The following is a 25616-nucleotide window of genomic DNA, read 5'->3' as shown; positions in this document are numbered from 1 at the left end:
TTCATTGCTGATTTTTAATCTGCCAGATACAACTGACTAAAATCCAAAGGATTGATATCTGCTAATAAGGGTTGATAAGCTTGGGTAAATGTTGGTGACATCCGCTTCGGACGACCAGTGGCAATTTCCACACAGGCCCATTGCGTACTCCCTGTAAATAGTAGACTCTGATCTGCCGGGCGATAGAAGGCATATTGGCGGAATGAATAGAGTGCATTGATATCATTTAACCAAGTACGCAAAATCAGCTCATCACCTTCAAATGCTGCCTTACGATATTGCACATGATGCTCAACTGCGACCATAGCATGCTTTAGTTCCAGGTACTGCTCTAGACCCAAACCGATCTGTTCAATATGCGCGGTTGCAACATCCTGCATCCACTGCACATAGACCACATTATTTACATGCCCCAAGATATCAATATGTTCTGGTTTTACTGTTAACTTCAGGTCAAAAATACCCTTCACGCGTTGCTTATCCTTTAGATCATATAGCGACTTAGAGTCTACAGATTTTATTTGCAGGGTAAATTGCCAAATATTAAAAAAACCGCCTGAGTTCAGACGGTTTTTACCAACCAATGATGCGTTTATGAGACTCGCATGCCGACGATCACACGCTGTCCTTGACGGATGAGTGTTACCCGAGCGACGCTGCCTTTGTTTAATTCAGATACAGTTTCCACAAACTGGTTACTGTTCAGAACAGTCTTTCCATTAATATTGGTCACCACATCATTCGGCATAATACGTGCTTGTGCCGCAACCCCACCTGGACGCACATCCTGAATCACTACACCACCTTTGATATCTAAACTACTCATTTCATTTGGTGTCAGGTTACGGATAGTGACCCCAATGACTGGCCCTTTGTTTGGTTGCGCCTGATTACTGGCATTCGCTGGGGTATCGTCCGGTGCTGTACTTAAAGTCGCATTGATATTACGGCGTTTGTCATCACGTAATACTTCTAACTGGATCTGCTGTTTTGGTGCAGAACGATTTAAGTAATTCAACAATTCACTGGTACGAGAAATATCAGTCCCGTTATATTTAAGAATGACATCTCCCGCCTGTAAGCCTGCTTTGGCCGCTGGCGAGTTGGGTGCAATCTGGGTTACCAATGAACCTTCCGGCTTAGACAGCTTATAAGATTCTGCCAGATTGCGGTCAATATCTTGCAAGCTTACGCCCAGATAAGAACGGGTAACTTTACCATTGCGTTTCAACTGGTCTGCCACTTCCATTGCGACATCAATTGGAATGGAGAATGACAAGCCCATATAACCGCCAGTTCCACTAAAGATACGTGAATTCACCCCGACTACTTCACCGTGCTGGTTAAACAGCGGCCCACCAGAATTCCCCGGGTTTAAAGCTACATCAGTCTGAATGAATGGCACTGCAGTTTCACCCATCATATTACGCATCTTGGCGCTGACAATTCCGGCAGAAGCCGAATAGTCAAAACCAAATGGTGAACCGATGGCGAGTACAGGCTCACCGACACGTAAACGCCCGACATCTCCCGTGCGTAACTCCGGGAAACCTGCACCATTGACCTTAAGTAAAGCCACGTCAGTACGTTCATCGCTACCTACAACTGTCGCATCAATTTCACGACGGTCATTTAAGGTAATGGTCACCTTGGATGCATTTTCAATCACATGGTGATTAGTCAGCAAATAGCCGTCTTTACTGATAAAGAAGGCGCTGCCATACCCTGTTTTTTCTTGAGGTGCACGTGGCTGAGGAATAATGACCTGATTACCAAAGAAACGGCGTAAAATATCTGGAATTTGTTGTTGTAATAGCTCTTCTTCGGACATTTTTTTAACAACATTGACACTCACCACTGCCGGACTGACTTGTGCAACCAGATTTGAAAAATCAACTGGAGTGGCTGCCCCCGCCTGCAATGCTGTCATTGTTAACGTTGCTGCAAATATTCCGTGTTTAACATCCAAGATTTTCATATATTTATTCACTCAAATGACTGATAAACCTATTTAAATTAGTTTTATCATAAACTATACAAAATTTAAGTAACGAAATGTTCTTATTCTACTTGCTGATATTATGCCATTTTTAAAGACTTAAGTTTCAGCTTTCATTACTTTTTTTCATAAATTTATGGGTAGATAAATGCTTGCCTTTTGTACAAAAAAGCGCTGTGATAGCCGGACTTTTTTTCAGTTAGCTGAATAGTCATGTCTAATTTACACACGACACATCATTTTGATGTGATTATTGTGGGCAGCGGCGGCGCCGGCTTAAGTTTAGCCTTATCTTTACCAGAACATTTTAATATTGCAGTTTTAGCCAAATCAACGCTTACGGATGCGAGTACATTTTATGCCCAGGGGGGTGTGGCAGCTGTACTTGATGAAATGGATTCTCTCGAACAGCATATCGATGACACCATGATTGCCGGGGCACAATTGTGTGAAATGGATGCAGTCAAGCAGACCGTTGAAGGGGGCAAGCTTTCAGTCGATTTCCTGCTCAAGCATGGCGTGCAGTTCACACTAGACGAACAGGAACAACTGCATTTGACCCGTGAAGGGGGCCATTCTCAGCGCCGTATTATTCACGCAGCAGATGCTACAGGACGTGCGATTTCCACTACTTTGGTACAGCGCGCCCAAGAAAAGCAGAATATTCATATCTTTGAAAATTATATTGCGATTGATCTGATCTGCTCCAAAAAACTTGGTCATGCAGGTGAAAACCGGGCACTCGGCCTGTATGCATTGGATGAACACACCGAACAGGTACATACTTTCCTGGCACCATTTACTGCCCTAGCCTGTGGTGGTGCAATGAAGGCTTATCTTTATACATCTAATCCAGATATTGCCACTGGTGACGGTATTGCGATGGCTTACCGTGCCGGCTGCCGTGTCGCCAATATGGAGTTCAACCAGTTTCATCCGACCTGTTTATACCACCCGCAAGCGCGTTCATTCCTGATTACTGAAGCCATGCGTGGTGAAGGAGCATACTTACGTCTACCGGATGGTGAACGTTTCATGCTGCGTTTTGATGAACGTGCTGAACTGGCACCGCGTGACATCGTGGCGCGTGCCATTGACTATGAAATTAAACGCCTGGGGATCCGTCATGTCTGGCTGGACATTACCCATAAAGATGAAGACTTTATTAAAGAGCACTTCCCGACGCTGTATGCACGCCTATTAGAGCTGGGAATTGATATCACCAAGGAAATGATTCCGGTCGTACCCGCAGCACACTATACCTGTGGCGGTGTGGTGGTTGATGAGAATAGTCAGACTGATATTGCTGGCCTATATGCTATTGGAGAGACTTCATATACCGGCCTGCATGGCGCGAATCGTATGGCCAGTAATTCACTGCTTGAATGCTTTGTTTATGGCATGAGTGCAGCCAAGCATATTCAGGAAAATTTTAAAGCGGACCAATCCATACCTGAAGTCCCAGCCTGGGATGATTCACAGGTAACTAATCCGGATGAAGATGTAGTGATTCTGCAAAACTGGGATGAGCTGCGTCAGACCATGTGGAACTATGTAGGCATTGTCCGTACCACCAAGCGTCTGGAACGTGCCTTGCACCGGATTGAAATGCTGAAAAAAGAAATTACCGAATATTATCAGGATTATCAGGTCAGCAAAAACCTGATAGAACTGCGTAATCTGGTGCTGGTATCGGAGATGATTGTGCGCTGTGCCATGCAGCGTAAAGAATCCCGTGGTCTGCACTATACCTTGGACTATCCGGAACAGTTACCTGAGTTACGCAAAACCGTACTGATTGCCCCAAGTTTTAAAGTGGAACAGCCATTGGTGAATACAGCAGAAGTTTAAACACTTAAGTGTAAAAAACCGGATCTCATGATCCGGTTTTTTATTTGCTATATATCTTGATTGCGGCTTTCAAGATTTTGAGATAAATCTAAACCCATCACTTGAGTATAAACATAACGACGGCGTGCAGTCTGATGTGAGCTCATTAAGTCTCTCTAGCAGTTTTTCCGCAAATGGATGCAGTTTCTGCTGAAATAGCTGTCCATTTTATGATCTGCGGTTGCCATTGACCTTCCCAATCTTCCGGTCAATTGTGCCTCATTATTTGCGCAGGGCCAGCTTTTGTATCGCCGTTCCAAAATTAGCTGTATAAATAAAAAATTAAAACCCACCTAATTGAATTTATTTATTTTTATCATTATGAAAAATATAGTTCTTTTATTTTATGTGATTAAGATACTGATTTAGGCGGAATCGAATAAGTTCCGGTGACATGTGCAACAGGTTCTTCCATACCTTCTGAATAGACCCAAACTTCCCCGACAATAAGCGCTTTTCCAACTTTTATCAGGCGACATTTTCCAATCAGATCACGCTGTCCATCCGGCTTACGCAAAAAATTAATATTGATATTGGTGGTGACAGCCAACCCTATCAGACCAATCTCTCCTAAAATTGCGATATACAAACCAAAGTCCGCAATCGTCATTATGGTTGGCCCAGAAATCGTACCACCTGGACGCAACTGACTATCACTCACACGGTAACGGACAGTTGAGTTTTGAAGCTGTACATTAATGACCTCACAATACTCAAGGCTTTGTGGAAATTCTACTTCTAAAAACTGCTGGATCTGTTCAAGTGTACTTTTCATAAAAAATCTTCCGTATTAAAAACAATATAGAAGATTTTTAAAGAATTGAACTGGTTTTAATCTGACTGCTCAGACCACCTGTAATTCTGCCATGGCTTGAGCAAAAACCTGCTCTGGAGCTTGAGTCGCATCGAGACGCTTCATACGTTGCGAATGACGCTGCCACAAAGTTTCATAACCGCTTCTTACTTTCTCAAAGAAAGAGACTTTCTCCTGTTCAAAACGATCCAGCGCACCACGTTCACGGGCACGGTTCATGCCTAGTTCAATTGGCGCATCCAGCCAGAAAGTGACATCTGGCATACGTGCCACGAAATTATCATTCAGTAAATTCAGCTTGGCTTCACTGAGTCCACGCCCTGCACATTGATAGGCAAAACTGGCATCAGTAAAACGGTCACACAAGACTATCTTACCTGCCTTAAGCGCAGGCAGAATAACCTGTGCTAAATGCTGTGCTCGTGCGGCATACATCAATAACAGCTCAGTGTCATTACACATGGCTTCTTCATGATTCACCGCCAGCAATAGTGAACGGATCTGTTCGGCCATCGGCGTGCCACCCGGTTCACGGGTCAACACCACTTCTTTGCCCTGTGCAACAAAATCATCATAGATACGACGAATGAGCGTGGTTTTCCCTACACCTTCAGTGCCTTCAAAGCTGATAAACATGCTCACTCCTTAATTTTTTGAACGTAAAACAGTGAGATATTCCTGCACTGCTCTATTGTGATCTTGCAGATTCGTGCTGAACTTATGCCCACCATTACCCGTTGCAACAAAGTAAATATTTTGTGAATTATCTGGATGCATCGCTGCTTCAATCGCTTTTTTGCTCGGCAGGGCAATTGGTGTTGGCGGCAAGCCTGAAATGGTATAGGTGTTATATGCTGTCGGTGTGCGCAGATCCTGACGGGTAATATTGCCTTGATATTTATCTCCCATGCCATAAATCACGGTTGGGTCAGTTTGCAAGCGCATTCCCATTTTCAGACGGCGTACAAATACACCAGACACCTGCTCCAGTTCGCTATCCAGACTGGTTTCTTTTTCAATAATCGAGGCCATAATCAGTGCTTCGTATTTATTCTGATAAGGCAAATCACTGGCACGGTTTTTCCAAGCCTCATCTAAAGACTGCATCTGATGACGATACAAATCTGTCAGAATCTTACGATCGGTTTCACCTTTGGCAAAGAAATAGGTATTCGGTGCAAATAAACCCTCAGGATGATCAAACGGAATATTTAACTCTTTCAACAATTGATCAGTTGGCAGATTTACTACTTCTTTCGTGACTAAATCATCTTTCTTTAAAGTATCGATCAGCTGTTTGAAAGTGGTACCTTCAATTACCAGAATACGGTTCATCTGGGCATTTTCCGAATTGGAAATCATTTCCAGCACCTGACGGATACTCATGCCATCGCGTACTTCATAAACACCTGCTTTCATCGTGTCATGAATGATGAAGCGCTGATAAACTTTCAAAAGGATCGGAAAGCTGACATGACCTTCTTTCGCCAGACGGTCAATAAAGCCAGAATAGGTATCCCCAGCACTGATCGCCAGCATCTGTTTTTTACCTTCAACCGGATAATCTCTAAACAGGCTGCTTTTGAGAATCACGGCCAAGATCAATACAAGACCCAAGACAACGACCAATACACCTTTAAGTGGAAAAGCTGATTTCGCTTTATTTTTCTTTTTTCGTGTGGATTTGCTGGCGGACATATTTTAAATGATCTGATGTAAATGAAGACGATGAAATAACTCAATACAGACTTCTGTATCCAGTGTTTTTTGTTCAAATTGAGTAACAATTTTCATAGGGCTCAGTGCATTGCAGAAGAATAGACTCTGAATAGAAGAAATTTCATTCAAATCCAGACTGCGCTGTTCACAAATAATGCCTTGCTGCAACATACGTTCCAGAATCTCGGCACGCATTACCCCGGTAACGCCATTATAGCGAAGTTCCGGAGTAATCCACGTGTTGTTTATCCTTAAAAAACAATTACTGCTCACCCCTTCAACAATTTCACCCTGCACATCACAAACCAGTGCTTCACTCCAACCCTGCTGATCTGCTTCCTGTTTGAGCATGACCTGTTCCAAACGATTCAATGTTTTCAATCCGACTAACTGCGGCATACATAGACCGAGTGCAGTATTTAGGACACCACTTTCAATCTGCTCAAAGTGATGCTCAGGAAGCATTTGCGGAAAGTAATACAGCCAAACATCTGCTGGATGGTCTGGCAAGCTATAGCCGCGCTGGCCAATGCCCCGACTCAGAATAATTTTCAAGGTGCCGTTTAAGCTAGAAGTTAATTCACGTAATTGTTCTAAGGTTGCATCAATCAGGCTTAAGTCCGCTTGTAGCTGCATTTTCTGACTGCTTAAATGCAGGCGTGATAAATGCCGGTCCTGCAGTTCAATACGGTTATTGCGAATCCGGGCTGTCGTAAAGCAGCCATCGCCATAATGAAAGGCGCGATCAAGCAAATCTATCTGATTGACTTGTTGTGCATTTTTAAAACACAGCATGATTTCCCACCTCTCAGGTCGATGTCACAGCATGCAAAGCTATACTGCATCCACATATCTGTTTTACTCACATAAAATTCTTATTTAATTATTTTTTATGTAAAAAAACTCCAGCTATTCTTGCCTCATCCAATAAAAACCAAGAACACTTGAGGCAAATATGAACGTCCGTAAATTAAAAATTGGGGTACTTGCAGCACTGATTTCAGCGACTGCATTTAGTGTGTCTGCAAAGGATTTCTTAAATGTATCCTATGACCCAACTCGCGAATTGTACGACAACTTTAACAAAGAATTCAGTGCTTACTGGAAAAAATCTACTGGCCAAGATATTAATTTTAAACAATCACATGGCGGTTCAGGCAAACAGGCACGTGCCGTGATTGATGGTCTGGATGCAGATGTCGTTACACTGGCTCTGGCAGCAGATATTGATGAAATTGCTAAACGTGGCCTGTTACCGACAGACTGGCAGAAGAAATTCCCGCAAAACTCGACACCATATACCTCAACAATTGTTTTCTTAGTCAAAAAAGGCAATCCGAAAGGCATTAAGGACTGGGGCGACCTGGTTAAACCGGGTGTAGATATTATTACGCCAAACCCGAAGACTTCTGGTGGCGCGCGCTGGAACTACCTGGCAGCTTGGGCATGGGCAAAACACCAGCCAGGGGGTAATGATGCCAAGGCACAAGAATTTGTTCGCCAGATTTATAAACAGACCAAAGTACTGGATTCTGGCGCACGTGGTGCAACAACGACATTTGCTGAACGCGGCATTGGTGATGTATTGCTGGCCTGGGAAAATGAAGCACATCTGGCACTTCGTGAACAACCAGGCAAGTTTGAAATCATCACGCCTTCTCTGTCTATTCTGGCTGAACCACCTGTGGCAATTGTAGAAAAGAATGCCAAGAAAGATGGTAATGAAAATCTGGCTAAAGCCTACCTCAACTATCTGTACTCACCTGCTGGCCAAGCCGTTGCAGCAAAGAACTTCTATCGTCCTCGTAATGCAGCCGTCTTAAAGCAATACAGTCATGTATTTAAATCACTAAAACTGGTTACGATTGATAAAGAATTTGGAGGCTGGACTAAGGTTCAGAAGCAACACTTTGACAATGGCGGTATCTTTGACCAGATCGTAAAAGCGAACAGTGCAAAATAAAGTCTTATAAATGCAGCGTTAATGGCCTTATTTAATAAGGCCATTCTTGTTTCATATACTTACTTATCCACTTATCTTTTATTTTCATATAAAATTCGTTTTTAATTATTTTTTATGCATAAAGAATAAGTTTATTCTTCACTCATGTTACAAAACGTGTAAGAGTTTGAGGTTCACATGAGCATTACAACAAAATTAAAAATTGGAGTTTTGGCTGCTGTTGTTTCAGCAACTTCTTTTGGTGCAGCAGCGCGGGATTTTCTGAATGTCTCTTATGATCCGACGCGTGAACTCTATGAAGACGTCAACAAAGAATTTGGCAAATACTGGAAAAGCCGTACGGGCCAAACTATTAACTTTAAACAGTCACATGGTGGTTCTGGTAAACAGGCACGTGCTGTGATTGATGGTCTGGAAGCTGATGTAGTGACATTAGCACTGGCTGCTGATATCGACGTTATTGCAGAAAAAGCCAAATTACTCCCTGCGGATTGGCAAAAAAAATTGCCTCACAACTCTACACCTTATACATCAACCATCGTATTCCTGGTGCGTAAAGGCAATCCAAAGAATATTAAAGACTGGGGCGATCTGGTTAAACCTAATGTCGCAATCATTACACCAAATCCAAAAACCTCTGGTGGGGCGCGTTGGAATTATCTGGCAGCGTGGGCTTATGCAAAACACCTACCAGGCGGTAATGATGCCAAAGCACAAGAATTTGTTCGCAAAATCTACAAGCAGACCAAAGTCCTAGATTCAGGTGCACGTGGTTCAACAACGACATTTGCTGAACGCGGTATCGGTGACGTATTACTGGCGTGGGAAAATGAAGCGCATCTGGCACTTCGTGAACAACCCGGCAAGTTTGAAATCATCACACCTTCTTTGTCTATTCTGGCTGAGCCACCAGTTGCGATCGTAGAAAAAACAGTAGCGAAAAAAGGCAACAAATACCTAGCACAAGGTTACCTGAACTTCCTCTACTCACCACTAGGTCAAGAAATTTCAGCACGTAACTTCTACCGCCCACGCAATGAAAAAGTACTGGCAAAGTACAGTCAGGTCTTCAAGCCACTAAAACTGGTGACTATTGATCAGGAATTTGGTGGTTGGGACAAAGTGCAAAAGGCTCACTTTGAAAATGGCGGCATTTTCGATCAAATCGTGAAAGCCAATACAGCAAAATAAGTTTCGCATTGAACAGATAAGGAGCATTCGCATGATACATACCCTCATTGTTCCAGGTGTAGGTGGCAGTGAACATGATCACTGGCAATCCTGGTTGCAACGTGGTCTGATGCAATGCTCCCGTGTTCAACAGCAAGACTGGAACCATCCGGTATTGAGTAGCTGGGTAGCGCAGTTTGTCAAATCTGTACAGCAAATTGAAGATGATATTGAAATCGTAGCGCACAGCTTTGGCTGCCTGACCAGTCTTGCAGCACTTGACCAGCATCCAGAACTTTGTCGAAAAATTAAAAAACTGGTTCTGGTGGCTCCGGCCAATCCAGTCCGTTTTGGTGAAAATGGCTTTGCACGTGATAGTCAAACAGATTACAGCGCTTATTTCCATCAGCTCAAGCTTCTGGTCCCGACCATCATGCTGATCAGTGAAAATGATCCCTGGCTGAGTTTTGAAGATGCACATGCTTTTGCCAAATCCTGGAAAATCCAGCCGGTTAATCTGGGCGCCGTCGGTCATGTCAATGTTGCTTCGGGCTTTGGCCCCTTCCCTGAAATTAAACAATACCTGAATTCAGAGATGCCGATGCAACATATCAGCAATACTGATGAAGGCAAGTATTTTTTTAAATTTGCATTTTAGATGTTGCAAATTATGCTTGTCGCAAATTTCATTTTTAATATTCGCTGGTTGTCTTCAATCAGCATTCTCTCTTTTGAGGAGTAATCATGTCGCAGCGATCCCGAGTGCTGCCAGGATTTGGTCTATCTCTAGGCTTTACCCTAGCGTATTTGTCATTAATCGTTCTTATTCCGCTGTCTGCCGTATTTATTAAATCGCTTGGCATTGGCTGGGATGGCTTATGGGAAATCCTGAGCTCTGAACGTATTCTCAAATCACTTCAGTTGAGTTTTAGTGCCGCCATTATCGCAGCCCTGATCAATGTTGTTTTTGGTCTGTTACTGGCTTGGTGTCTGGTACGTTATAGCTTCCCAGGTAAACGTATTATTGATGCTCTAGTGGATTTACCATTTGCCCTGCCGACTGCCGTAGCCGGTATTGCATTAACTTCACTGTATGCACCTACAGGCTGGATCGGTCAGTATCTGGAACCAATAGGTATTCAAGTGGCTTATACCCCAATAGGTATTACGCTGGCGCTGATCTTTATTGGCATTCCTTTTGTGGTGCGTACGGTTCAGCCGGTACTGTCTGATCTGGAAACTGAACTTGAGGAAGCTGCTTCTGCGCTCGGGGCAAACCGCTTCCAAATCGTGACCAAAATTATTTTCCCGATTCTGCTACCCGCATTGATTACAGGCTTTGCACTGGCATTTGCACGTGGCGTGGGTGAATACGGTTCGGTCATCTTTATTGCCGGTAACCAGCCGTTTAAAACGGAAATTGCTCCACTCATGATTATCTCGCGTCTGGAAGAATATGACTATGCGGGTGCAACCACGATTGCTGTCGTGATGCTATTGATTTCATTTGTGATGCTGTTCCTGATTAACTTATTACAAGCTTGGGCTAGCCGTCGCACAGGGAGAACTGCACGATGAGTTTAAATACCAACAGCAATGCACTTGCTGAAAAGCTGCAATCCCGTGATGCAACTCGCGAGCCAAAATGGGTACGTTATACCCTGCTCACAATTGCGCTGATCTTTTTTTTAAGCTGCCTGATTCTGCCGCTGGTATTGGTCTTTGTTGAAGCATTCAAGCAAGGCGTCGGGGTATATACTCAGGCACTGGTTCATCCAGACACATTATCTGCGGTAAAACTAACACTATTAACTGCTGCAATTGCAGTACCGTTAAACGTGGTATTTGGTGTGGCTGCTGCCTGGTCAGTGGCGAAGTTTAACTTCCCGGGCAAGTCCATTCTGACCACGATTATCGATATACCCTTCTCGGTATCACCGGTCATCGCCGGTATGATGCTAGTGCTGATTTTCGGTACCCAAGGCTGGATGGGCAGCTGGTTAATGGATAATGACATTAAGATCCTGTATGCCGTACCCGCAATTGTTTTGGCCACCATCTTTATTACGGTACCTTTCGTAGCGCGTGAATTGATTCCTTTAATGGAAGCTCAAGGCACTGAAGAGGAAGAAGCTGCAATTGTACTCGGTGCATCAGGCTGGAAAACCTTCTGGAAAGTGACCCTGCCAAATATTAAATGGGGTCTAATCTATGGTGTGATTCTGTGTAATGCACGTGCCATGGGTGAGTTCGGCGCGGTATCGGTAGTATCCGGTCATATCCGCGGTGAAACCAATACTTTGCCGCTACATGTCGAAATTCTCTATAACGAATATACCTTTAGTGCTGCGTTTGCTGTGTCTTCGCTCCTGGCTCTCCTCGCAATTGTGACCCTGGTGCTTAAAACCTGGGTAGAAATGCGCCAGGAAAAACAAAACAAACGTAATGACGATTTAACAGTTTCTTAAGGAATGCCCACATGAGTATTCAAGTTAAAAATATTGAAAAACACTTTGGTGCATTCCATGCACTGAATAATATTTCCCTGGATTTCCCGGATGGCCAGTTAGTAGCTCTTTTGGGTCCTTCAGGCTGTGGTAAAACCACCCTGCTGCGTATTATCGCTGGTCTTGAATCTGCAGATGGGGGGCAGGTCATTCTGGAAGGTCAGGATGCAACCAATGTTCATGTGCGTGAACGTGAAGTCGGTTTTGTCTTCCAGCACTATGCGCTGTTCCGTCATATGACAGTGTATGACAACGTGGCATTTGGTTTACGTGTTCGCCCACGTTCAACCCGTCCATCAGAGACTGAAATCAAGAAACGTGTTACCCGTTTATTGGATCTGGTTCAACTGGGCTTTCTGGCAGATCGCTACCCTGCTCAATTGTCTGGTGGTCAGCGTCAGCGTATTGCGCTTGCGCGTGCCCTAGCGGTTGAACCACGCGTACTATTACTAGATGAACCTTTTGGTGCGCTAGATGCCAAAGTGCGTAAAGAACTGCGTCGCTGGTTACGTACCCTGCATGATGAGCTGCATATCACTTCTATCTTCGTGACGCACGACCAAGAAGAAGCACTGGAAGTTGCAGATCAAATTGTGGTGATGAACAAAGGGAATGTAGAACAGATTGGTTCACCACGTGAAGTATATGAAACCCCGAAAACGCCATTTGTGTTCGACTTCTTGGGTCAAGCCAACCGTTTCGAAGGTCAGAATAATGGCGGCATCATTCAATTGGGTGAAGATCGTATCCAATTTGCTGCGGCAGAACAGCATCCACAAGGTGATGTCATTGTATTTGCCCGTCCTGATGAACTACGTATCTCCGCTCAGCCACAAGAGAATGCAATTCAGGCGACTTTCATTCGTGAATTATGGATTGCCGGTAAAGTCGTTGCAGAACTGAATGACCGTCAGGGTAACCTGATTGAAATTTCACTGACGCCTGAAGAAGCGCGAGCGCATCAATTCCGACCAAATCAGACCGTATGGTTAAGTCCACTTAACCTGCATTTATTTGCAAATCAGGTTGCTTAAGAAACATTCAGATGGGGCCATTTCAGCCCCATCCGCTTATAGGGTATATAGAAAATGAATTTCCAACAATTAAGAATTATTCGAGAAACTGTTCGTCAAAAATTTAATTTAACTGAAGCTTCTGCAGCACTGTATACCTCACAATCGGGTGTGAGTAAGCATATTAAAGACCTGGAAGATGAACTTGGTGTACAGTTGTTCATTCGTAAAGGTAAGCGTCTACTCGGTCTGACTGAACCAGGTCAGGCACTGCTCGGAATTGTGGAGCGCATGCTGGTCGATGCTGACAATATCAAACGTCTGGCAGATGACTTTAACAAGGTTGATGAAGGGACATTGACCATTGCGACAACGCATACACAGGCACGTTATGTATTACCGCCAATCGTAAATCAGTTTAAAAAAGAATTTCCAAAAGTTCATTTGATTTTGCAACAGGCCAGTCCGGTTGAAATTACTGAAATGCTGCTACAAGGTGAAGCAGACATCGGGATTGCGACTGAAGCCTTAACTACTGAAGATAACCTGGCCAGTGTGCCGTACTATAACTGGCAACACAGCATTATTACGCCTCAAAACCACCCATTAACCAAGAAAGATAATATCCGTATTGAAGATCTGGCGAATTATCCGATCATCACTTATCACGGTGGTTTTACAGGCCGTTCTAAAATCGATACCGCTTTTGAAGAAGCAGGTTTTGATGTGGATATCGTAATGTCCGCACTCGATGCCGACGTGATCAAAACTTATGTAGAGCTGAATATGGGGGTCGGTATTGTCAATGATGTGGCATACGACCCAGAACGTGATTATCGCTTAAAACAGATTAAAACTGATATTTTTGGTGTAAATACAACATGGATTGCTGTACGTAAAGGCCATTTATTACGTGGGTATGGCTACGAATTTATCTCGCTTTGCTCTCCGGATGCAGACATTCGAGCATTAAAAAAAGTAGCTTATCCGGATGACTAATCTATAAAATCTAAATAGATGAAATGAGGCTTTTTAGCCTCTTTTTATGCTTGTTTCAACTAAGTATGTTTGAAATACAGGCATAAGTGAGCTTCAGAAGGATATTTAAAAATTAAGAAACTTATGGACTTTTAGCTTGATATATTGAAGTAAGATTAAACACATAAATTAATTTAATAACTTGATAAATATAAAAAAACGAGCCGAAGCTCGTTTTTTCTTGAATTTAATCATTAGAAGCGGAAGCTTACACCCAGTTTAGCTACTGGTAACCATTCGTATTTATTATCATTACGAATATCACGCTCTTCTTCTTCTAATGCCAAAGCTAATGGAGTACCTTCATCACCAATTAAACCTGCTGCCTCTGGATTCACACGTAGATTTGCAGTTGGGTTACCGTTGTAGTACGCACCAATTTCACCAAATACACCCCAACGATCTGTAATCGATGGTGAGAAGCCAATACCTACATATGGAGCAATATTATTTTTATAGGATAAATCGCCATTAATACGAACATCGCCACCATCTGTGTTAGCAAAACGTTCTCCACCAACTGTAAATGATGCATTAGTTCCTGAACGACGTTCTAGTTTATAGTCATTGTCAATATAAGCTACACCAGCAGCCATATAGAACCAGTTTGCCCATGGACGGATTTCAGCATTCAGATAAGTTAGGTTATTGTCCATATCTAGGTCATATTCATTGCCATTAATCGATAAATCGTCTGACCATGAAATATCACCACCGTTATAACCCAAAGTAACACCTACGTATGGATTAGCATTCCAAGAGATTGCACCACCGTAACCAGTAGTACCAACTTCAGCACGAACGGCAGCAGGTTTAAAGAAAGAAAATTCAGCAACGCCTTCATCGGTTACAATGACTTCATCAGCTGCCATGACGGAAGTAGTTGCTGCCGTAAGTACAGACAGCGCAAAATATTTAGCAAAAGTTTTCATCTATGTCTCCTCAAAAAAATTATTTTTAACGTTTTTACTCTTCGTTATGCCTGCATCTTAATTCACAATCTGCTCACTCTTTATTCAAGTTTTGCTGAGTTTATGTAAACTTTTGATACATTTGATGCCTTTTATATGATTTTCATGAGGTTTTTTGCACAGTCATCTTAATTGGATGCTTTTACTGGAAATTTTCTTTTTATTGATTAAATCATGAGCTATATAAATATAATATTCATTAATCTTTTAATGAAACTTGACACATCCATTTTCTCCATAATTCGGAAGAATTAATTTTGATATAAGTCGTGTTTTCCATCTAATCTTTGCTCAATATAGTGTAAAATCTTGGAAATTTTTTTTCTGGAAGGAAGATCATGTCTCAGCTTTCAACAATCATTGAACAAGCGTTTGAAGACCGTGCGAATTTCACAGCAGCGGATTGTCCTGCTGAAGTTCGTCAAGCAGTTGAGGAAGTAATTGCTGGCCTGGACAATGGCTCTTTACGTGTAGCTGAAAAAATCGATGGTGAATGGGTTGTTCATCAATGGATTAAAAAAGCTGTATTGTTGTCTTTCAAACTGAATGACAACAAACCAATGGAAGCATGTGATCTTCGCTTCTATGACAAAGTAGATACTAAATTTGGTGACTGGACTGAAGAACAGTTCAAAGCTGCTGGTGTACGTGTAGTACCACCTGCTGTAGCACGTAAAGGTTCTTACCAGGCGAAAAATGTGGTATTGATGCCTTCTTATGTGAACATCGGTGCGTATGTTGATGAAGGTACGATGGTTGATACATGGGCAACTGTAGGTTCATGTGCGCAAATCGGTAAAAATGTTCACCTGTCAGGTGGTGTAGGGATTGGTGGTGTTCTTGAGCCACTTCAAGCAAACCCGACCATTATCGAAGACAACTGCTTTATCGGTGCACGTTCTGAAATCGTAGAAGGCGTAATCGTAGAAGAAGGCTCTGTGATTTCTATGGGCGTATTCATTGGTCAATCCACCAAGATTTATGACCGTGAAACTGGCGAAATCCACTACGGCCGTGTACCTGCTGGTTCAGTCGTTGTATCTGGCAGTCTTCCTTCTAAATGCGGTAAATACAGCCTGTACGCTGCTGTAATTGTGAAAAAAGTTGACGCGAAAACACGTGCGAAAACTAGCCTGAATGATCTGTTACGTGAAGACTAAGTCTTAACTTTTTAGGAACTTAATGTTCCTCAGAGCTTTAGTCGCTCTTCGTCTCTACGGTCAGTAATGATCGTAGGGATTTTTATTTTTATACATTGTTCTTTCTTCCCTGGTTAATTTTGTTATGAGTATGCTTCGATCTTCTGCTATCCCTGTTTCTGATCCGTCTGCGGGTTTACGCATCACGGAGATCTTTTATTCATTACAAGGTGAAGCCAATACAGCAGGTCTGCCAACAGTCTTTATCCGTTTGACGGGTTGTCCACTGCGTTGTACCTATTGCGATACCACTTATTCTTTCGAAGGTGGTGAGCGTAAATCTTTAGAAGAAATCATTCAAACCACACTTTATTTTAAAACACCTTATATCTGCGTGACTGGTGGTGAACCACTGGCGCAGCCGAATGCCTTGCCGTTAATGCAGCGCCTGGCCGATGCAGGCTGTGAAGTCTCCTTGGAAACCAGCGGTGCGCTGGATGTGTCTAAGGTAGACCCTCGTGTATCAAAAGTATTAGACTTGAAAACGCCAACTTCAGGTGAAGTTGCACGAAATTTGCTTTCTAATCTCGACCACTTAACCCAGCACGATCAGATCAAGTTCGTAATCTGTAATCGTGAAGATTATGAATGGTCCAAACAGCAGGTTGAACAATACCAGCTTAGTGAAAAAGTCAGTACGGTTTGGTTCTCGCCTGCTTTTGAAGTGGAAAAAGGTACAGCGCGTATGCCACAGCTGGCACGTGATCTGGCCCAATGGATTTTAGAAGACCATCTCCCTGTTCGCTTCCAGCTACAGTTACATAAACTGTTATGGAATGACGAAACTGGTCGTTAATTATTTATCAAATATTTTGGAGATTTAGCTATGCGCCCTCGTGCCATTGTATTGTTATCTGGCGGATTAGACTCAACCACGTGTTTAGCCTGGGCGCAGGCACGCTACGAATGTATTGCTTTAAGTTTTATGTATGGCCAGCGTTCGACCACTGAACTTGATGCAGCAAGAGCTTTGACTGGTCGTGCAGGTGTTGAACATCGTGTCATCAATATTGACTTAGGCAACCTCGGTGGCTCTGCCCTGACTGATCACAGTATTGATGTGCCAGACCAACTTCAGGAAGGTATTCCTGTGACGTATGTCCCAGCACGCAATACAATTTTCTTGTCTTATGCACTGGCTGCAGCTGAAGTTTTTGGTGCAGAAGCAATTGTGATCGGAATTAATGCCGTCGATTATTCCGGTTATCCTGACTGTCGTCCTGAATTTATTGAAGCCTTTGCCAATATGGCACGCCTTGCAACTAAGGTCGGTGTAGAGGGTCAGGCGCTCAAATTTGAAACACCTCTGTTACATTTATCCAAAGCAAATATCATTCGCTTAGGTCTTGATCATGGCGTAGACTATAGCCAAACGGTATCTTGCTACCAGGCAGATGACCAAGGACGTGCTTGTGGTACATGTGACAGTTGCCGTCTGCGTAAACAAGGTTTTGCAGATGCAGGTGTTGAAGATCCGACACGTTATATACCGTAATAACAAGGTAAAGTTTATGAAAAATTTTAAGTCAAATATTGTTCTTTCAGCTTTAGTTTCAGCCGCTGCGCTGTTTGCAACTACTGCTCAAGCAGATGACAGCAAACTGCAAAATGCTTACAAAAGTACCAATATTAAAGCTGCTCTGATCAATGTTTGTAAAGAAGAAACTGGCAAAGGCAAACAGCTGACCAGTTCTGAAGTGAGCAAATATTGTACTTGTGCTGTTGAAGCAGATGGTAAATTAACCAATGCACAGAAATGGGAAATTCAAAGCACCATTAACCAGAAGAAAAGTCCAGCAACTTTAGCTTTTGTACAAAAGCAAAATAAAGATTTGCAAGCATGTTTTGGCCCACAGTTAACTGGTAAGTTAAAAACCTTAACTGAACAGGCCCAAAAAGCTGCTGCTGCCAAAAAATAATTTCTGATTATTCTTTGCATAAATAAGCCACTATAATGTGGCTTATTTTTTTGTGAAAATTACAACAGCAATGGAGTTTTTTATGTCTGAGATCGGCTTGCTTGACCATGTTTTCCCTACTACGACTGGTGAAATCAACTTGGCTCTATTAGATGCAGCGTGGTTAATCATCTATTTTTATCCAAAAGACTCTACCCCAGGCTGTACTACACAAGCTGTTGTTTTTTCCTGTCTAAAAGACCAGTTTGATGCACTAAATACAACAATTCTGGGGATATCACGCGATTCAGTTAAAGCTCACCAAAACTTTACGGAAAAGCAGAACCTGAGCATCAACCTGATCAGTGATAAAGAAGAGGTGTTGTGCAATCACTTTGATGTGATTAAAGAAAAGAACATGTATGGTAAACAAGTGATGGGCATTGAGCGTTCGACTTTCATTTTCCATAACGGTCAACTGGTCAAAGAATACCGTAAGGTCAAAGCAGCAGGTCACGCAGAACAAGTTCTGGAAGATTTAAAAGCTTTGCAAGCTGCTTAATTGCATGCTTACCGTATAGACAAAAGCTCGAAATATTCGAGCTTTTTTTACAATAACGTTCATATCATCAAGTATTTTATATCTACCCTAGTTCGTTTCACACTGGCCTGATAGATGAAGATTAACTTTATCCCCTACCCCGGCAATTCCTTTTTTCATACCAAAATCCCTACGGTTAATCACGGCTGATGCCTGAACATCAAGCAGGTTGGCATTTGACATACTGGGTTTAAACGTGGTTTCAAAAATCACAGGTTTGGTCACACCACGTAGGGTTAAATGACCTAAAACATTGTATTTGCCATTACCCAAGTCTTTAAACTGGATACTTTTAAAAATTACAGTCTTATATTTTTCTACATAAAACAGGTCTTCGCCCAAAATCATATGTTTAAATAGCGGTTTACTAAAGCTTAAACTTTCCACATCCATGACCAGATGAGTTGAGGCATTTTGCGGTGCTTTAACGTCAAACTGCATCGTGGATTGAACCTGATTGAACTTGGCTTTAACCACAGTAAGACCCATCGACTTAATCTCAAAACCGACATCACTTTTGGGAGTTAAGGTCCATGATCTTGCAAAAGACTGACTAGTCAAAGCTAAACACATCGCTAGGCCAAGGAGCCCAATTTTTATTGTTGTTTTCAATTTTAAATCCACCTTGTTTAATTTCTTATTGATCGGATTTAAGTCCACGGCTTAATCTGAAACTAATTTTTTTGTTTTTTGAGCGAACAGGTTTTCGTTATTTTTATACCAGTTTATTGAAGTTTTTGTAAAATCATTCATGACTAACGGACAAAATACTTGAGCTGATTTTTTTCTGATAAGTGGCCCTGCTAGGCGAGCAGGAAACTGGTTTCATCTTATAAAATTCTGATTTTATAAATTTTTTATATAAGACAGATCGTTTATTTTAAGTTCAATTTATATTGGAAATATCCATGTGCTTGCAGCACTGAAAAGAGTTGTTTTCTGCGCTGCCTATTCTCCATCACTATCTAAAATGACACGCTTAGATAACTCTTAACCGATCTATCGGCTTTCGTAGCCTGAATCAAATACTGAGAATTAATGACACTGCGACGCCCCACATAGTACAGGCAATAATAGCATCCAGTATTTTCCATGCTTTTGGATATTGGAACCAAGGCGTCAGTATCTTTGCCCCATATCCCAAACTAAAGAAGAAAAACCAGGAAGCACAGACAGCACCTAAAGCAAACCACCATTTTCCTAAGGCGTATTGGGTTGAAATTGATCCAATCAATATGACTGTGTCTAAGTAAACATGCGGATTTAGCCAGGTAAAAGCCAGGCAGATCATCAGTACTTGTAGAAAATGCTCTGTTAGCTGATCACTTGGTGCTAAAACCTCTGTTGATTTAAATGCGCTGATCGCATGGTGCAAACCATAATAAAATAGGAATCCTGCGCCAATATATTTAGAAAATATAACAATATCCGGATAATGTTCAATGACGCGCGCAAAGCCCAGTACGCCAAGCAGAATTAAAATGGAATCAGACAAGGCACAAATCACACAGACCCAGAACACATGCTGTTGCTTTAAACCTTGTTTTAATACAAAAGCATTCTGTGCACCGATACTGATGATCAGGCTCATTCCCACAGCAAAACCACTCACCATATAACTGAACATCACATTCCCCTTTTTTGAATAAATGAATTATTCAACAAAATGGATGCGATTAATTAAAACTAAGTTAATATCAATTTAACTAAATTATTTTTAGATAACAGATATGCTGAATGCGAAACAATGTGATGCTTTTTACGCAGTTGCAAAAACGGGAAGTTTCGATCTGGCTGCCGAGCAGCTAAATATTACTGCCTCGGCAGTGACCCTTCGTGTTCAAAGTCTGGAAAAAAAATTGGGACAATTGCTTCTGGTGAGAGATCGGCCTTGCCGCGTGACCCAATCAGGACAAACTTTATTGCATTATTTACAGCATCAACGTTTGCTAGAACAGAATCTGATGCAGGATCTGGGTGGACAGCTGCAACATGAAGGTTTCTACTGCCTGAATATTGCCACCAATGCTGATTCACTCGCGACCTGGCTATTACCAACCTTACAAACCCAGCTGATCCAGCATAAAATTGTGCTGCATTTTCAGGTAGATGATCAATCACAGACTCATCATCTGTTAGAAGCAGGTCTCGTCAATGCCTGTTTGAGTACAGAGAGTAAGGCAATGAAAGGTTGCCGGGCTGAGTTGATCGGACAGATGCAGTATCGTCTGGTCGCCACCCCTGACTTTTCCCGAAACTGGTTTCATCAAGGGGTACATCGGGATGCGCTACGCCTTGCCCCTGCCATTATTTTTAATGAAAAAGACCAACTCCATACCCAATTTATTCAGCACGAATTTGGCCTGAACCTTGCTCAATATCCTCATTTCTTTATTCCATCGACCCATGCGTTTTTTGATGCGATTGTCATGGGTCTAGGATATGGCTGGCTGCCGGACTATCAAACCAGGGATTTGCTGGAGTCAGGTGAACTGCTTGAACTTTCGAGTGAGATGCGAATTGAAGTACCCTTGTATTGGCATCACTGGAAAGAACAGTCGTCTGCCCTGGAAATTTTAGGCGAATGTTTGAAACAGCATGCTCAAACTACCATGAATCAACCCATAACAACCTGATACTTTTAAACTAGATTGGTTTTATCATTCTGGGCAAATTTTTCACTGAGTTGCTGATAGGTCGTGGTTTTTTGGAAATTCTCTAGAAAATCAATTGTGCCTTGTGGAAATTTATCCCGTTGAATTTCGCCACGATAATAAGCTTCACGCATCGGCGTGGCGGATAAGGCATCTTCAAGACTGTCAAGTTCGACCATTTCCCATTCTGGGAAAAACTTTAAATAATAAGAAGAATCATCTTTAAAGTGCCCAATCAGCCCGACTTTGGCATCCGGTTCAATAACCTGGTTCACCAGCGATTTCACCAGTTTTTGCCATTTTTCATCGTTATAAACATCTATGACTTCTACAAATTTGATCCGAGCCCGATCTTCTGGACTAAAATTTGACAGGATCATGGCTTCACGCTCCGAAGCCAAAAATGGATTCTTGATATTACGTTCATTTTGTGCAGAACCAAGAGCCAAAATCACATTCTGACTGTGCTGCAGGGCAATGTTAATCGTTTGCATGTGTGCCAGATGAAAAGGCTGAAAGCGGCCAATGAAAACCAGATAATCAAATGTATAGTTCATAAGGGATCAGTTTTTTATGACTCATGAGTTGTGCTGTCCCAATAAATATGCGACATAATCATTCCCATAAAATCAAATTAAGTTTTAAAGCAAGGATAGTACGATGACACTGAGCTGTATTCAACAACCTCATGAGCATTTGAATGCGAATTTAGAACATGGTGTACTCACTTTAGCCATCAATCGCCCGGAAGCGAAAAATGCGTTATATAGCGAGCTGTATCTCTGGATTGCGAAAGCTTTAGATGAAGCTGATCGGGCGCCTGAAGTTCGTGTAGTTGTATTACGTGGTCAGGATGCAGACTTTAGTGCGGGCAATGATATGCAGGATTTTATGAAATCTGCTGCGAAGAAAGGTCAGGCACCCGCCGCTGAAGGCCCACCGTTTGTTTTACTGAAATCTGCTGCAAAATTTTCCAAGCCTTTGATTGCTGCGGTGCGTGGTGTTGCGATCGGCATTGGCGTGACGATCTTATTGCATTGTGATCTGGTCTATAGTGACAATACTGCCTTGTTCCAGATTCCATTTGTCAGTCTGGGTCTATCGCCTGAAGGCGCTTCAAGCAAGCTGTTGATTCAGCAAGCGGGTTATCATAAAGCAGCTGAATTATTGCTGACTGCGCAAAAATTCAATAGCGAAAAAGCGCTCGACGCAGGTCTGGTGAATAGCATTGAAGAAGATGTTTACACTAAAGCAGCAGCACAAGCTGCCCAGCTCTCTGCCCTGCCATTGGCATCACTGGTGCAATCCAAAGCCTTGATGAAACACAATGTGAATGAAATTGTAGAATGGATTGACCATGAAGCAGAAATTTTCATGCAGCGTGTCGGCTCGCCAGAAATGCTGGAAGCGGTTCAAGCCTTTATACAAAAACGGAAACCTGATTTCACACAATTCAACTAATTTTCAAACTTATGAGTTCAATGAGGTGGTTTAGACTGCCTCAATCTTTTATTTTTCCAAGAATCTGAAGTATGCCAAATCAAGACTCCCAAACCTCTTCTCAAACAACAGATAGTTCAAATCCAGAAAAGAAACGTTATTACGAACCTGCACCTCAAGATATAGATATAGATAATTTTCGTAAGGTGATTGAAAGCCGACGTTCGGTGCGTAAATTTACCAAAAAGCCAATTCCCGTTGAAGTTCTGGATGCCTGTCTGGATTTGTCGTTGTTGGCACCGAATTCGTCGAACTTACAGCCTTGGACTTTTTATGTGGTACAAAATCCGGGCAAGAAAAAGCGTTTGGTAAAAGCCTGTATGAGTCAACTGGCAGCCAAAACAGCTTCTGAGCTAATTGTCTGTATCGCACGTACCGACCGTATCGATGAAATGGCGAAACGTAATGTGAATGAATTTCCATTTCCTGAAGCACCGCCTGCAATTAAGAAATACTATAAATATATTCCTTACAACTATAAGACTGGTTATCTGAATGCTTTTGGTAACTTTAAGAAAGTGGCTTTCAAAGTTGCCCGTACATTGGATAAACAAATGCCAGTTTCTGCATTCAGTCCGGCTGATGCGAAACTGTGGGCGACCAAAACGACGGCGCTCGCTTGTGAAAATCTGGTCTTAGCTTTACCTGCTTATGGTTTTGACAGCTGTATGATGGAAGGTTTTGATGAGCCGATGGTTCGTGAAATTCTGAAATTGAATGATGAACAGTATCCGGTCATGGTAATTGGTGCGGGTGAACGTGCTGAAGACGGCGTGTTCTTCCCGCAGTACCGTTTTGATCGTGAGCTGTTTATTCAGAAGGTTTAAGTACGTTTATTGAATGAATATCACGGCCTCGACTGTTTTCTTAAATTAACTGATATACGCGTAGGCATTTTCGTTACTTTGACAGGCCAAAGTAACCAAAGCCATTGCCAGACAGAAGGTTCATCCTTGAACCTCTGTCTGGCAGGTGACATCCATGTCACCTCAATGTAAATTCACTACTATTTTGAAAAGAAATAATATTTGATACGCGGATGGCGAAAAGGAAGAAATCTATTTAGAGCAAATACAAGTCGATGCTAAATCATTTTTTAAGAATAGTTCGCTCTTAATTTCCGATAATCAATCCAGTTACAATGAAATCCGACCGGTACCCGAACTGGTAAATGAATCGTTGCAATGGGTCCTTCTGTAATATGCTGGGCATCCAGAATTACAACTTTCGAGGGGCTACAATCTAAAGCATGGATATAAGACATTAGCCAGCCATCATTTTCAGCTTGGGCCCCTTCCCGTGCGACGAATATCACCTCTCCTGTCACCCAGTTTTCTCCAAAAGAATAGCTTTCTGAATTGCCAGTTTCCACATCATGGCTAAAAAGAGTATTGCTGCTGACATGAGAAGGATCATCAAACTCGCCACAGGAAATAGTGTAGACATAACGACAAGGCTGACCTGTATAAGCGTCATTAATCCGTGGGAATTCCTGTTTCATCTCGGATAATATCGTCCGAGCCACTTTTCCAGTGCCGTGTTCAAAAATGAACCGCTCCAGCCGAATATCCTGATCTTCAATCGGTCCCTGAATCGAACTGACCAATGCTTTGCAGTGCACCACCGCATCCATAACCACATCACCAGAATCCAGCTCATAAGCATTCACGGTATGAAAAATAAAACAGGGATCAATCTCATACCAGCGAATAGCAATTGCCTTACCGCCAAAAGGCAATATACCAATGCGTGCCTGCCGTTTTGGATTCCATTGATATGGCAACATTGAACCCTTTAATGCACTGCGTACAGAGAAGTTTACATTCAGATCCAGAATCAGCACCTGAGATTTGGTAATGGCACAATCATGAATCATCGGACCATGTTTCACTTGAATGTCGACATGATGTTTCAACTTACCTTTTGAATCTATCTGCAAGTAAAGAACTTTGTTCTGACTTAAAGCATCATAACAAACCGCATGAATATCACCGGTTTCAGGATCAATATGCGGATGGGCAGTAAATGGTAGATCCTGATCATCTTCAAACAAATGATGTCGTTTTGACTCCAGTGCAACATTCAACTCAACTGGATAAGCACCTGCTTCTACCAATGCCCAGATTTTCCCGGCAAAGTGGATGACATTGGTATTGACTGCATCAGCGACACCTCGGGTTTTACCTGGAATTTGTGGTCGATGAAGTTTTTTCTGCACACTGGCAGAACCGATATAACTGCTTTTATACCAATGTGCCTCGCCACCCTTCAGTCTGAGCGCATGCAACATGCCATCGCCCGTAAACCAGTGATAGTTGCATGGGTTTCTGATGTTAATAGGATTTGGACCAATCCGCATTAATGCGCCATCCAGTTCTGCAGGAATCTGCCCTTCGACCTTTAAATTTGTAGAAAAGTGCTCCTGCCGCTCTGGTGCAAATATACCTTCCAGATAGGGATTGTCTGGCGAATAGGGAATACGGCTGTGCAGGATTTCTGCACCGTATTGAATGGATTTACTGAGCGTATTTTTCCAGACGCTGCTCAGCGGTTTTGGCCACGGCATTGTTATTTTCCTTATTATATTTTTTCTTTGGATTTTTCTGGCAGAGATGATAATAACAAAAACAGGTTGGATGGTTTCTGAATCTAGACTAACGGCGCGCCAAGTCAAACGCGC

General features: G+C 42.5%; 27 protein-coding genes. 16 read left to right on the top strand and 11 right to left on the bottom strand.

Annotated features, from left to right (window positions below; all coding sequences use genetic code 11):
- Positions 1 to 14: 14 nt before the first annotated feature.
- Positions 15 to 470, bottom strand: a complete 456-nt coding sequence (locus ACS72_RS14400; protein WP_048882480.1) for a thioesterase family protein — start codon at positions 468 to 470, stop codon at positions 15 to 17.
- 122 nt (positions 471 to 592) lie between these two features.
- Positions 593 to 1978, bottom strand: coding sequence for a Do family serine endopeptidase (locus ACS72_RS14395; protein WP_005222762.1), 1386 nt, complete (start codon positions 1976 to 1978; stop codon positions 593 to 595).
- 228 nt (positions 1979 to 2206) lie between these two features.
- On the opposite strand from ACS72_RS14395, the gene nadB reads away from it, so the two are divergent.
- Complete coding sequence (nadB, locus tag ACS72_RS14390) at positions 2207 to 3850, top strand: L-aspartate oxidase (protein ID WP_171249873.1); 1644 nt, start codon at positions 2207 to 2209, stop codon at positions 3848 to 3850.
- 391 nt (positions 3851 to 4241) lie between these two features.
- On the opposite strand, the gene ACS72_RS14385 is transcribed toward nadB, so the two are convergent.
- The 4 genes from ACS72_RS14385 to pabC all read right to left on the bottom strand — a co-directional run bounded on the left by ACS72_RS14385 (position 4242) and on the right by pabC (position 7217).
- A complete protein-coding gene (locus tag ACS72_RS14385) occupies positions 4242 to 4664 on the bottom strand; it encodes a PaaI family thioesterase (protein WP_008307632.1) in 423 nt (140 codons plus the stop codon).
- A 69-nt stretch (positions 4665 to 4733) separates the two neighbouring features.
- Positions 4734 to 5339, bottom strand: a complete 606-nt coding sequence (gene tmk, locus ACS72_RS14380) for a dTMP kinase (RefSeq protein ID WP_008307630.1) — start codon at positions 5337 to 5339, stop codon at positions 4734 to 4736.
- A 9-nt stretch (positions 5340 to 5348) separates the two neighbouring features.
- Entirely contained in the window at positions 5349 to 6401 is a 1053-nt protein-coding gene (gene mltG / locus ACS72_RS14375) for an endolytic transglycosylase MltG (protein ID WP_008307628.1), read from the bottom strand.
- A 3-nt stretch (positions 6402 to 6404) separates the two neighbouring features.
- Complete coding sequence (gene pabC, locus ACS72_RS14370; protein ID WP_048882469.1) at positions 6405 to 7217, bottom strand: aminodeoxychorismate lyase; 813 nt, start codon at positions 7215 to 7217, stop codon at positions 6405 to 6407.
- Positions 7218 to 7377: 160 nt separating this feature from the next.
- Between pabC and ACS72_RS14365 the strand changes: the two genes are divergently transcribed.
- The 7 genes from ACS72_RS14365 to ACS72_RS14335 all read left to right on the top strand — a co-directional run bounded on the left by ACS72_RS14365 (position 7378) and on the right by ACS72_RS14335 (position 14074).
- On the top strand, positions 7378 to 8385 hold the full coding sequence (locus ACS72_RS14365) for a sulfate ABC transporter substrate-binding protein (RefSeq protein ID WP_004815174.1): 1008 nt from the start codon (positions 7378 to 7380) through the stop codon (positions 8383 to 8385).
- A gap of 177 nt (positions 8386 to 8562) precedes the next feature.
- On the top strand, positions 8563 to 9576 hold the full coding sequence (locus tag ACS72_RS14360; protein ID WP_004815172.1) for a sulfate ABC transporter substrate-binding protein: 1014 nt from the start codon (positions 8563 to 8565) through the stop codon (positions 9574 to 9576).
- A gap of 31 nt (positions 9577 to 9607) precedes the next feature.
- Complete coding sequence (locus tag ACS72_RS14355) at positions 9608 to 10213, top strand: alpha/beta hydrolase (protein ID WP_048882468.1); 606 nt, start codon at positions 9608 to 9610, stop codon at positions 10211 to 10213.
- 86 nt (positions 10214 to 10299) lie between these two features.
- A complete protein-coding gene (gene cysT, locus ACS72_RS14350) occupies positions 10300 to 11133 on the top strand; it encodes a sulfate ABC transporter permease subunit CysT (RefSeq protein WP_004815168.1) in 834 nt (277 codons plus the stop codon).
- Positions 11130 to 12023 (top strand): sulfate ABC transporter permease subunit CysW, encoded by an 894-nt coding sequence (cysW, locus tag ACS72_RS14345; RefSeq protein ID WP_004892240.1) that lies wholly within the window; start codon positions 11130 to 11132, stop codon positions 12021 to 12023. Before cysT ends, cysW begins: the two co-directional genes overlap by 4 nt.
- Before the next feature lie 11 nt (positions 12024 to 12034).
- Positions 12035 to 13096 (top strand): sulfate/molybdate ABC transporter ATP-binding protein, encoded by a 1062-nt coding sequence (locus ACS72_RS14340; protein WP_048882467.1) that lies wholly within the window; start codon positions 12035 to 12037, stop codon positions 13094 to 13096.
- 54 nt (positions 13097 to 13150) lie between these two features.
- Positions 13151 to 14074 (top strand): CysB family HTH-type transcriptional regulator, encoded by a 924-nt coding sequence (locus tag ACS72_RS14335; protein ID WP_004892236.1) that lies wholly within the window; start codon positions 13151 to 13153, stop codon positions 14072 to 14074.
- Positions 14075 to 14307: 233 nt separating this feature from the next.
- Here the strand turns inward: ACS72_RS14335 and carO are convergent, their stop codons facing one another.
- Positions 14308 to 15045: an ornithine uptake porin CarO gene (gene carO / locus ACS72_RS14330; RefSeq protein ID WP_048882466.1), complete on the bottom strand. Its 738-nt coding sequence runs from the start codon at positions 15043 to 15045 to the stop codon at positions 14308 to 14310.
- A 377-nt stretch (positions 15046 to 15422) separates the two neighbouring features.
- On the opposite strand from carO, the gene dapD reads away from it, so the two are divergent.
- The 5 genes from dapD (at position 15423) to ACS72_RS14305 (ending at position 18743) form a co-directional block, all read left to right on the top strand.
- Entirely contained in the window at positions 15423 to 16244 is an 822-nt protein-coding gene (gene dapD / locus ACS72_RS14325) for a 2,3,4,5-tetrahydropyridine-2,6-dicarboxylate N-succinyltransferase (protein ID WP_004815162.1), read from the top strand.
- Between the two features lie 124 nt (positions 16245 to 16368).
- On the top strand, positions 16369 to 17079 hold the full coding sequence (queE, locus tag ACS72_RS14320) for a 7-carboxy-7-deazaguanine synthase QueE (RefSeq protein WP_048882465.1): 711 nt from the start codon (positions 16369 to 16371) through the stop codon (positions 17077 to 17079).
- Between the two features lie 30 nt (positions 17080 to 17109).
- Entirely contained in the window at positions 17110 to 17778 is a 669-nt protein-coding gene (queC, locus tag ACS72_RS14315) for a 7-cyano-7-deazaguanine synthase QueC (RefSeq protein WP_004815160.1), read from the top strand.
- Between the two features lie 16 nt (positions 17779 to 17794).
- Positions 17795 to 18202, top strand: coding sequence for a hypothetical protein (locus ACS72_RS14310; RefSeq protein ID WP_004815159.1), 408 nt, complete (start codon positions 17795 to 17797; stop codon positions 18200 to 18202).
- Between the two features lie 82 nt (positions 18203 to 18284).
- Positions 18285 to 18743: a peroxiredoxin gene (locus ACS72_RS14305; protein ID WP_048882464.1), complete on the top strand. Its 459-nt coding sequence runs from the start codon at positions 18285 to 18287 to the stop codon at positions 18741 to 18743.
- 87 nt (positions 18744 to 18830) lie between these two features.
- Here ACS72_RS14305 and ACS72_RS14300 read toward each other — a convergent pair whose 3' ends face one another.
- Both ACS72_RS14300 and ACS72_RS14295 read right to left on the bottom strand, forming a co-directional pair.
- Positions 18831 to 19355: a YceI family protein gene (locus ACS72_RS14300; RefSeq protein ID WP_228156233.1), complete on the bottom strand. Its 525-nt coding sequence runs from the start codon at positions 19353 to 19355 to the stop codon at positions 18831 to 18833.
- Positions 19356 to 19803: 448 nt separating this feature from the next.
- The gene (locus ACS72_RS14295; protein WP_048882463.1) at positions 19804 to 20409 is read right to left on the bottom strand and encodes a LysE/ArgO family amino acid transporter; all 606 of its coding nucleotides are present in this window, start codon (positions 20407 to 20409) and stop codon (positions 19804 to 19806) included.
- 103 nt (positions 20410 to 20512) lie between these two features.
- On the opposite strand from ACS72_RS14295, the gene ACS72_RS14290 reads away from it, so the two are divergent.
- Positions 20513 to 21418, top strand: a complete 906-nt coding sequence (locus ACS72_RS14290) for a LysR family transcriptional regulator ArgP (protein ID WP_048882462.1) — start codon at positions 20513 to 20515, stop codon at positions 21416 to 21418.
- Positions 21419 to 21423: 5 nt separating this feature from the next.
- Here the strand turns inward: ACS72_RS14290 and ACS72_RS14285 are convergent, their stop codons facing one another.
- On the bottom strand, positions 21424 to 21993 hold the full coding sequence (locus tag ACS72_RS14285) for a nicotinate-nicotinamide nucleotide adenylyltransferase (protein ID WP_048882461.1): 570 nt from the start codon (positions 21991 to 21993) through the stop codon (positions 21424 to 21426).
- A 103-nt stretch (positions 21994 to 22096) separates the two neighbouring features.
- On the opposite strand from ACS72_RS14285, the gene ACS72_RS14280 reads away from it, so the two are divergent.
- Both ACS72_RS14280 and ACS72_RS14275 read left to right on the top strand, forming a co-directional pair.
- Positions 22097 to 22897 carry an enoyl-CoA hydratase-related protein gene (locus ACS72_RS14280; protein ID WP_048882460.1) on the top strand — a complete coding sequence of 267 codons (801 nt, stop codon included), beginning with the start codon at positions 22097 to 22099 and terminating at the stop codon, positions 22895 to 22897.
- Between the two features lie 71 nt (positions 22898 to 22968).
- Positions 22969 to 23763: a nitroreductase family protein gene (locus tag ACS72_RS14275; protein WP_048882459.1), complete on the top strand. Its 795-nt coding sequence runs from the start codon at positions 22969 to 22971 to the stop codon at positions 23761 to 23763.
- A gap of 269 nt (positions 23764 to 24032) precedes the next feature.
- Here ACS72_RS14275 and ACS72_RS14270 read toward each other — a convergent pair whose 3' ends face one another.
- Positions 24033 to 25502, bottom strand: a complete 1470-nt coding sequence (locus ACS72_RS14270) for a carotenoid oxygenase family protein (protein ID WP_048882458.1) — start codon at positions 25500 to 25502, stop codon at positions 24033 to 24035.
- Positions 25503 to 25616: the final 114 nt, after the last annotated feature.

It is taken from the genome of Acinetobacter sp. VT 511 (assembly GCF_001077515.1).
Lineage (GTDB): Bacteria > Pseudomonadota > Gammaproteobacteria > Pseudomonadales > Moraxellaceae > Acinetobacter > Acinetobacter schindleri.
The sequence above is the reverse complement of the archived record's forward strand: the minus strand, read 5'-3'. Positions and strand labels throughout refer to the sequence as shown.

Bases quoted from the DNA above. Each gene is read 5' to 3' on its own strand.
- carO (WP_048882466.1), bottom strand. From the start codon at position 15,045: ATGAAAACTTTTGCTAAATATTTTGCGCTGTCTGTACTTACGGCAGCA.
- ACS72_RS14310 (WP_004815159.1), top strand. From the start codon at position 17,795: ATGAAAAATTTTAAGTCAAATATTGTTCTTTCAGCTTTAGTTTCAGCC.
- tmk (WP_008307630.1), bottom strand. From the start codon at position 5,339: ATGTTTATCAGCTTTGAAGGCACTGAAGGTGTAGGGAAAACCACGCTC.
- ACS72_RS14355 (WP_048882468.1), top strand. From the start codon at position 9,608: ATGATACATACCCTCATTGTTCCAGGTGTAGGTGGCAGTGAACATGAT.
- ACS72_RS14385 (WP_008307632.1), bottom strand. From the start codon at position 4,664: ATGAAAAGTACACTTGAACAGATCCAGCAGTTTTTAGAAGTAGAATTT.
- mltG (WP_008307628.1), bottom strand. From the start codon at position 6,401: ATGTCCGCCAGCAAATCCACACGAAAAAAGAAAAATAAAGCGAAATCA.
- ACS72_RS14335 (WP_004892236.1), top strand. From the start codon at position 13,151: ATGAATTTCCAACAATTAAGAATTATTCGAGAAACTGTTCGTCAAAAA.
- queE (WP_048882465.1), top strand. From the start codon at position 16,369: ATGAGTATGCTTCGATCTTCTGCTATCCCTGTTTCTGATCCGTCTGCG.
- ACS72_RS14395 (WP_005222762.1), bottom strand. From the start codon at position 1,978: ATGAAAATCTTGGATGTTAAACACGGAATATTTGCAGCAACGTTAACA.
- dapD (WP_004815162.1), top strand. From the start codon at position 15,423: ATGTCTCAGCTTTCAACAATCATTGAACAAGCGTTTGAAGACCGTGCG.
- ACS72_RS14340 (WP_048882467.1), top strand. From the start codon at position 12,035: ATGAGTATTCAAGTTAAAAATATTGAAAAACACTTTGGTGCATTCCAT.
- cysW (WP_004892240.1), top strand. From the start codon at position 11,130: ATGAGTTTAAATACCAACAGCAATGCACTTGCTGAAAAGCTGCAATCC.
- pabC (WP_048882469.1), bottom strand. From the start codon at position 7,217: ATGCTGTGTTTTAAAAATGCACAACAAGTCAATCAGATAGATTTGCTT.
- ACS72_RS14280 (WP_048882460.1), top strand. From the start codon at position 22,097: ATGACACTGAGCTGTATTCAACAACCTCATGAGCATTTGAATGCGAAT.
- cysT (WP_004815168.1), top strand. From the start codon at position 10,300: ATGTCGCAGCGATCCCGAGTGCTGCCAGGATTTGGTCTATCTCTAGGC.
- ACS72_RS14275 (WP_048882459.1), top strand. From the start codon at position 22,969: ATGCCAAATCAAGACTCCCAAACCTCTTCTCAAACAACAGATAGTTCA.
- ACS72_RS14365 (WP_004815174.1), top strand. From the start codon at position 7,378: ATGAACGTCCGTAAATTAAAAATTGGGGTACTTGCAGCACTGATTTCA.
- ACS72_RS14290 (WP_048882462.1), top strand. From the start codon at position 20,513: ATGCTGAATGCGAAACAATGTGATGCTTTTTACGCAGTTGCAAAAACG.
- ACS72_RS14295 (WP_048882463.1), bottom strand. From the start codon at position 20,409: ATGTTCAGTTATATGGTGAGTGGTTTTGCTGTGGGAATGAGCCTGATC.
- ACS72_RS14270 (WP_048882458.1), bottom strand. From the start codon at position 25,502: ATGCCGTGGCCAAAACCGCTGAGCAGCGTCTGGAAAAATACGCTCAGT.
- ACS72_RS14285 (WP_048882461.1), bottom strand. From the start codon at position 21,993: ATGAACTATACATTTGATTATCTGGTTTTCATTGGCCGCTTTCAGCCT.
- ACS72_RS14360 (WP_004815172.1), top strand. From the start codon at position 8,563: ATGAGCATTACAACAAAATTAAAAATTGGAGTTTTGGCTGCTGTTGTT.
- ACS72_RS14305 (WP_048882464.1), top strand. From the start codon at position 18,285: ATGTCTGAGATCGGCTTGCTTGACCATGTTTTCCCTACTACGACTGGT.
- ACS72_RS14300 (WP_228156233.1), bottom strand. From the start codon at position 19,355: ATGTGTTTAGCTTTGACTAGTCAGTCTTTTGCAAGATCATGGACCTTA.
- queC (WP_004815160.1), top strand. From the start codon at position 17,110: ATGCGCCCTCGTGCCATTGTATTGTTATCTGGCGGATTAGACTCAACC.